The sequence below is a fragment of the Streptomyces muensis genome, from assembly GCF_021474425.1.
Taxonomy (GTDB): domain Bacteria; phylum Actinomycetota; class Actinomycetes; order Streptomycetales; family Streptomycetaceae; genus Streptomyces; species Streptomyces muensis.
On record NZ_JAKEIP010000348.1, the window covers coordinates 1 to 6,880 of the forward strand.

General features: G+C 70.4%; 5 protein-coding genes. 4 read left to right on the plus strand and 1 reads right to left on the minus strand.

Translation table 11 applies throughout. The annotated features are described in order from the left end of the window. On the minus strand, positions 1–2,189 hold a 2,189-nt coding region (glgX, locus tag L0P92_RS40370), incomplete at its 3' end, for a glycogen debranching protein GlgX (protein ID WP_234768115.1). Positions 2,190–2,348: 159 nt separating this feature from the next. On the opposite strand from glgX, the gene L0P92_RS40375 reads away from it, so the two are divergent. The 4 genes from L0P92_RS40375 (at position 2,349) to L0P92_RS40390 (ending at position 6,695) form a co-directional block, all read left to right on the plus strand. Further along, complete coding sequence (locus tag L0P92_RS40375) at positions 2,349–3,587, plus strand: L,D-transpeptidase (RefSeq protein WP_234768116.1); 1,239 nt, start codon at positions 2,349–2,351, stop codon at positions 3,585–3,587. 191 nt (positions 3,588–3,778) lie between these two features. Further along, entirely contained in the window at positions 3,779–5,029 is a 1,251-nt protein-coding gene (locus L0P92_RS40380) for a L,D-transpeptidase (RefSeq protein ID WP_234768117.1), read from the plus strand. Between the two features lie 88 nt (positions 5,030–5,117). Beyond that, positions 5,118–5,885 carry an enoyl-CoA hydratase/isomerase family protein gene (locus L0P92_RS40385; protein ID WP_234768118.1) on the plus strand — a complete coding sequence of 256 codons (768 nt, stop codon included), beginning with the start codon at positions 5,118–5,120 and terminating at the stop codon, positions 5,883–5,885. A 306-nt stretch (positions 5,886–6,191) separates the two neighbouring features. Further along, complete coding sequence (locus L0P92_RS40390) at positions 6,192–6,695, plus strand: ATP-binding protein (RefSeq protein WP_234768119.1); 504 nt, start codon at positions 6,192–6,194, stop codon at positions 6,693–6,695. Positions 6,696–6,880: the final 185 nt, after the last annotated feature.

Sequence of the window (6,880 nt, forward strand, 5' to 3'; positions counted from 1 at the left end):
GCCCGATGCTCCACCCCCGGCGCGTCCCCCTGCTCCTCCCGCGACGTGTCGACGACCACCTCGTACCGCTCGGCCCACGGCGGCCCCGGCAGCACGAAGCTCACCGGCTGCTCCCCGGCGTGCAGCAGGGCCAGGAAGCTGTCGTCGAGGACCGGCGCCCCGCGCTCGTCGCGGCCCGGGATGTCCCGCCCGGACAGATACATCCCCAGCGTGGCAGCGGGCGCGTACCAGTCCCGCTCCGTCATCTCCGTACCGCGCAGCGTGAACCAGGCCAGATCCCGCAACCCGTCCGCCGAGTGCGCCCGCCCGGAGAAGAAGGCCCGGCGACGCAGCACCGGATGCCGGTGGCGCAGCTCGATCAGCCGGGAGGTGAGGTCGAACAGGGCCTTCCAGCCGGGCTCCTCCAGCAGCCCCCAGTCCAGCCAGCTGATCTCGTTGTCCTGGCAGTAGGCGTTGTTGTTGCCCCGCTGCGTCCGCCCGAGCTCGTCCCCGGCGACCAGCATCGGCACCCCCGTCGACAGCAACAGGGTCGTCAGCAGGTTCCGCAACTGCCGCCGCCTGAGTGCCCGTACGGCCTCGTCGTCCGTCTCGCCCTCGGCCCCGCCGTTCCAGGACCGGTTGTCGTTCGACCCGTCCCGGTTGCCCTCCCCGTTCGCCTCGTTGTGCTTGCGCTCGTAGGACACCAGGTCCCGCAGCGTGAAACCGTCGTGCGCGGTGACGAAGTTGACGGACGCGTACGGCCGCCGCCCGCCCCACGCGTACAGGTCGCTCGAACCCGACAGCCGGTACCCCAGATCCCGTACGTCCGGCAGCGCACCCCGCCAGAAGTCCCGTACGGCATTGCGGTAGCGGTCGTTCCACTCCGTCCACAGCGGCGGGAAGGCGCCCACCTGATAACCGCCCGACCCCACGTCCCACGGCTCGGCGATCAGCTTCACCCGCCGCAGCACCGGATCCTGCGCGATGACCGCGAGGAACGGCGAGAGCATGTCGACGTCGTGCATGGAGCGGGCCAGCGCCGCCGCCAGGTCGAAGCGGAAGCCGTCCACGCCCATCTCCGTCACCCAGTAGCGCAGGGAGTCCGTGATGAGGCGCAGCACGTGCGGCTGGACCACGTGCAGGGTGTTCCCGCAGCCCGTGTAGTCCGCGTACCGGCGCGCGTCCGACTGCAGCCGGTAGTACCCCCGGTTGTCGATGCCCTTCAGCGACAGCGTCGGACCCAGCTCGCCCGCCTCCGCCGTGTGGTTGTAGACCACGTCGAGGATGACCTCGATCCCGGCCGCGTGCAGCGCGTGCACCATCCGCTTGAACTCGCCGACCTGCTGACCCGTCGTACCGGAGGCGGCGTACGCGGCGTGCGGGGCGAAGTAGCCGATGGAGTTGTAGCCCCAGTAGTTGCGCAGACCCCTGCGCAGAAGGTGGTCCTCGTGCGCGAACTGGTGCACCGGCAGCAGCTCCACCGCCGTCACGCCCAGCTTGACCAGGTGCTCGACGGCGGCCGGGTGCGCGAGACCGGCGTAGGTGCCCCGCAGTTCCTCCGGGATCCCCGGGTGCAGCTTCGTGAACCCCCGCACATGCACCTCGTAGATCACCGAGTCCGCCCACGGCGTCTTCGGCCGGCGGTCGTCCGCCCAGTCGTCGTCATCGTGGACGACCACGCCCTTGGGGACGTACGGCGCCGAGTCCCGCTCGTCGCGCACGGTGTCGGCGACATGCTGCTGCGGCCAGTCACGGACGTGCCCGTACACCTCCGGCGGCAGGCTGAAGTCGCCGTCCACCGCGCGGGCGTACGGGTCGAGGAGCAGCTTCGCCGGGTTCCAGCGGCCGCCGGTCCACGGGTCCCAGCGGCCGTGCACCCGGTAGCCGTAGCGCTGCCCCGGCATCACCCCCGGCACGAACCCGTGCCAGATCTCGTGCGTCAGCTCGCTCAGCCTGGCCCGAGTCTCCTTCCCGTCCGCGTCGAACAGACACAGCTCGACGGCCTCCGCGCCCCCCGCCCACAGCGCGAAGTTGGTACCCGCCACCCCGTCCGGGCCGACCCGGAAGCGGGCGCCGAGCGGCAGGGGCGCGCCGGGCCACACGGGCACGGCGGGGGCCCTGCGCCGCGCGCCGTTCACGACGGCGGCCGGGCGCCCCTCCTCGGCGGCCACCGCCCCGGCCACCGCCTCCTGCTCGGCTGCGCTCGACACCTGTCGGCCTCCCACGGCTCAGGGACCACACGAGGGGGATGGAGAGCACCCGGTCGTCCCTGGCCGCGGCTCCCCGTCGCGTCGTCCTCCCACATGTTCTGCCCACCCCGTGGGTCGCACTCACGTTTCCCCCAGGCCGCCCCCGTCGTTGGGGTCTTCGTGAGGCACGTACAAGGGCGCGCGCGGCGCGCGGGGGCCGCATTGGCCGCCGTACTGACATGGGCAGGACTGCTGGCCGGAGCCGCCGGCTGCACTACGGACGGCGGCGTCGACCAGATGCCGGGCAAGGCACCGGCGCCCGAGGACGTCATCCGGGTCACGCCCGACGACGACTCCAAGGGCGCACGCCCCGACGACCCGCTGCTGGTCCGGGTGGTCAGCGGGCGCCTGGAGTCGGTGAAGGTGGTCAAGTCCCAGGACGCCCAGGAGACCCCGGTCCCCGGGCACATCTCCAAGGACGGCCTGCGCTGGGAACCCGAGGAACCCGGGCTCGCGCTGGCCGCCAAGTACACGGTCGACGCCGTGGCCCTCGACGGCCACGGGCGCCGCAGCGCACGGCACACGACCTTCACCACGTACGTCCCCGACGAGCGGTTCATCGGATACGTCGCCCCGGAGAACCGCTCCACCGTCGGCACCGGAATGATCGTCTCCCTGGAGTTCAACCGCGAGATCGAGAACCGGGCCGCGGTCGAACGCGCCGTGCGGGTCACGGCCGAGCCCGCCGTGGACATCCGCCCGCACTGGTTCGGAAAGGCCCGCCTCGACTTCCGCCCCGAGCACTACTGGAAGCCCGGCACCCGGGTCACCGTCGCACTGCGGCTGCGGGACGTCGAAGGGGCGCCCGGGGTGTACGGGCAGCAGTACAAGACGTTCTCCTTCACCGTCGGCCGCCACCAGGTCTCCGTCGTCGACGCGGCCCGCCACACCATGGAGGTGCGGCGCGACGGCGAGCTGCTCACCACCGTGCCGATCACGGCGGGCGCCCCCAAGAACACGACGTACAACGGCAAGATGGTCGTCACCGAGATGCTCGAACTGACCCGGATGAACGGCGCCACGGTCGGCTTCCGCAAGGCCGACGGCAAGAGCGAGTACGACATCCCGGACGTCCCGCACGCCATGCGCCTCACCGACTCCGGCACCTTCCTGCACGGCAACTACTGGGCGGACGCCTCCATCTTCGGCCAGAGCAATGTCAGCCACGGGTGCGTGGGGCTCAGGGACGTCAAGGGCGGCGGCTCCGAGACCCCCGCGGGCTGGTTCTTCGACCGCAGCCTGATCGGGGACGTCGTCGAGGTGGTCCGCAGCAATGACAAAAAGGTCGCTCCCGACAATGGCCTCGGAGGATGGAATATGGGCTGGAAGGAGTGGAAGACGGGTAGTGCGGTGAAGTAACAGGACAGGGGGGCGGGTTCGGGGGTGAGTTCCCCGAACGGCTCGACCGGCCGGCTATCGGCCGATGTTGGAACTGAACGGTGACAATCGCGCCGCGCCGACGCACATGACCTTGTGGTTAATATGCGCCGGTGCGCGCGGGAAACGCGTGGGGGCGCGGGCCTTACCAGGTCCGGGGAGGGGAGAACGACTTGAACGTGCGGCCGATATCGGGGGCGTCGGTTGACGCGGCGAACGCGGGCGGCTGGCGTCGGCGCAAGGGGATGGCGGTACTGGCCGGGACGCTGCTGCTCGCCGTCACGGCGTGCGGCGGGGGCGGCGGATCGGAGACGGGGGCCGGGGCCGGGAAGGGCGAGGACTCCAGTACGGCGGAGGCCAAGAAGTCCCAGGCCGTCGTGACGATAGCGCCGGGAGACGGCGCCAAGTCCGTCGAGACCAGCGGCGCGCTGAAGGTGACCGCGGCCACGGGCAAGCTGACGGACGTCGAGGTCAAGGACGCCAAGGGCAACGCGATAGCCGGGGAGATATCCGGCGACGGCGGCACCTGGACGCCGTCCACGCACCTGGCCGCGGCCACCAAGTACACGGTGCACGCCGTCGCCAAGGACTCCGACGGCCTGGAGGCCGCCAAGGAGGCCGACTTCACCACGCTGACCCCGAAGAACACCTTCCTCGGCAACTTCACCCCCGAGGATGGCTCCGAGGTCGGCGTCGGGATGCCGTTCTCGATCCGCTTCACCCGGGGCATCACCAACCCCGACGACGTCGAGAAGGCCATCACCATCAAGACCGAGCCGGCCGTCGAGGTCGCGGGCCACTGGTTCGGCAACGACCGCCTCGACTTCCGTCCCGAGAAATACTGGAAGGCCGGCACCAAGGTCACGGTCGACCTCAACCTCGACGGCGTCGAGGGCCGCGACGGCGTCTACGGCGAGCAGGACAAGAAGCTCACCTTCACCATCGGCCGCAACCAGGTCTCGGTCGTCGACGTGAAGACCAAGAAGATGAAGGTCATGCAGGACGGCAAGGTCGTCAAGACCATCCCCGTCACCACCGGCAAGCCCGGGTACGACACCTGGAACGGCCAGATGGTCATGACCGAGAAGTTCGTCGAGACCCGCATGAACGGCGACACGGTCGGCTACGACGGCGAGTACGACATCGACGACGTCCCGCACGCCACCCGCCTGACCGACTCCGGCACCTTCATCCACGGCAACTACTGGGGCGGCGGCGCCTTCGGCAACTACAACGCCAGCCACGGCTGCATCGGCCTGCGCGACGTCAAGGGCGCGTGGGACAAGAACACCCCCGCCGCGTGGTTCTTCAACCACTCGATGATCGGCGACGTGGTGGTCGTGAAGAACTCCAACGACGCGACGGTGGCTCCGGAGAACGGGCTGAACGGCTGGAACATGTCCTGGGAGAAGTGGAAGGCGTAAGCCCACGGCGATCCGCGGCCCCGGTGCCTGCCTCGATGTGAGGTACGGCACCGGGGCCGTCGCCGTTAGTCCCCGTTAACCTGCTTCCATGACCGTGAATCTCGAAGTCGCCGAAGGCGTGGGCACCCTCCGTCTCGACCGTCCGCCGATGAACGCGCTGGACGTGGCCACCCAGGACCGGCTCAAGGAGCTCGCCGAGGAGGCGAGCCGGCGGGACGACGTACGGGCCGTGGTGATCTACGGCGGGGAGAAGGTGTTCGCGGCGGGCGCGGACATCAAGGAGATGCAGGCCATGGACCACACCGCGATGGTCCTGCGCGCGAGGGCCCTTCAGGAGTCGTTCACCGCGGTGGCCAGGATCCCCAAGCCGGTGGTGGCGGCCGTGACCGGCTACGCCCTCGGCGGCGGCTGCGAGCTGGCGCTGTGCGCGGACTTCCGGATCGCCGCGGACAACGCCAAGCTGGGGCAGCCGGAGATCCTGCTCGGCCTGATCCCGGGCGCGGGCGGCACCCAGCGGCTGGCCCGTCTCGTCGGCCCGTCGAAGGCGAAGGACCTGATCTTCACGGGCCGGATGGTGAAGGCCGACGAGGCGCGGGAGTTGGGCCTGGTGGACCGCGTGGTGGCGCCGGACCAGGTCTACGCCGAGGCGCACGCGTGGGCGGCGAAGCTGGCGCAGGGCCCGGCGATTGCGCTGCGCGCCGCGAAGGAGTCGATCGACACGGGCCTGGAGACGGACATCGAGACGGGGCTCGCGGTGGAACGGGGTTGGTTCGCGGGTCTGTTCGCGACCGAGGACCGGGAGCGGGGCATGCGGAGCTTCGTGGAGGAGGGGCCGGGCAAGGCCAAGTTCCTCTGAGGGCGGGGAGTCTTTGGTCTCTTCGGGTCTGAAACTCCGCCGAGCCACTTGCAATTGACAGGACGTCTGATTCCGGGTCCCTCGATGGAGCGGTTTATGGGAGCCTTAAGGCAACCTTAAGCGTGTCTTGTCGAGGGAGCCCGTCGATTGCCTCCAGTGGACCCTTCGTCGCAGGTCGGCAAGGCTGTGGACGGCACCGAACTGCCCCTGTCATATGCCGACCGAGTCGTGCGGAATGAGCGCTTCCGGGGGGTGTATTCCTCGGGAACGGCCCCGGAGGGCCCTGCGGACGGCCATGATGGGGGCATGGCGGGGCTGGAGGGTATCGAACAGCCGCGGGGACACTGCCGTGCCACTGCGGCGCGCTGGTCGCCGGCGGTCGAGGACGAAACTGCCGCGAAGGCGTTGGAGCTGTTCGGCAACCCCACGGAGGCCGAAGTTCCGCTCCCGTCCCGTCCGGAATCCGCCGCCACGGCGCGTCGTCTGACGCAGGTGGTCGTGCTACGCCAGTGGGGACTCACCCCGAAGATGACGGAGGACGCGGTCCTGCTCGTCTCGGAACTCGTCGGCAACGCCGTCCGTCACACCGGCGCCCGCGTCTTCGGGCTCCGCATGCGCCGCCGCCGCGGCTGGATCCGCATCGAGGTCCGCGACCCGTCCCGGGGCCTGCCCTGCTTGATGCCGGTCCAGGAGATGGACATCAGCGGCCGGGGCCTGTTCCTGGTCGACAAACTCTCCGACCGCTGGGGCGTGGACCTGCTGCCGCGCGGCAAGACGACGTGGTTCGAGATGAGGGTGGCGGACCGCTGACGGTTGCCTCCGGCGGTCGAGCCGAAAACGCCTGCGGTCGTCCCCACCCACCCGACTCGGTTGGTCAGAAGGCCGACCGCGCCCCCGCCGCGACGGCCGACGGCGACCGCGCGGCGAACGGCCGGTGGGGGCTGATCGCGCAGTTCCCCGCGCCCCTTGGGCCCGCTACCGCCCCGCCCTCCCAC

Coding starts and splice junctions, on each gene's coding strand:
- L0P92_RS40390 (WP_234768119.1), top strand. CDS start 6,192: ATGGCGGGGCTGGAGGGTATCGAACAGCCGCGGGGACACTGCCGTGCC.
- L0P92_RS40385 (WP_234768118.1), top strand. CDS start 5,118: ATGACCGTGAATCTCGAAGTCGCCGAAGGCGTGGGCACCCTCCGTCTC.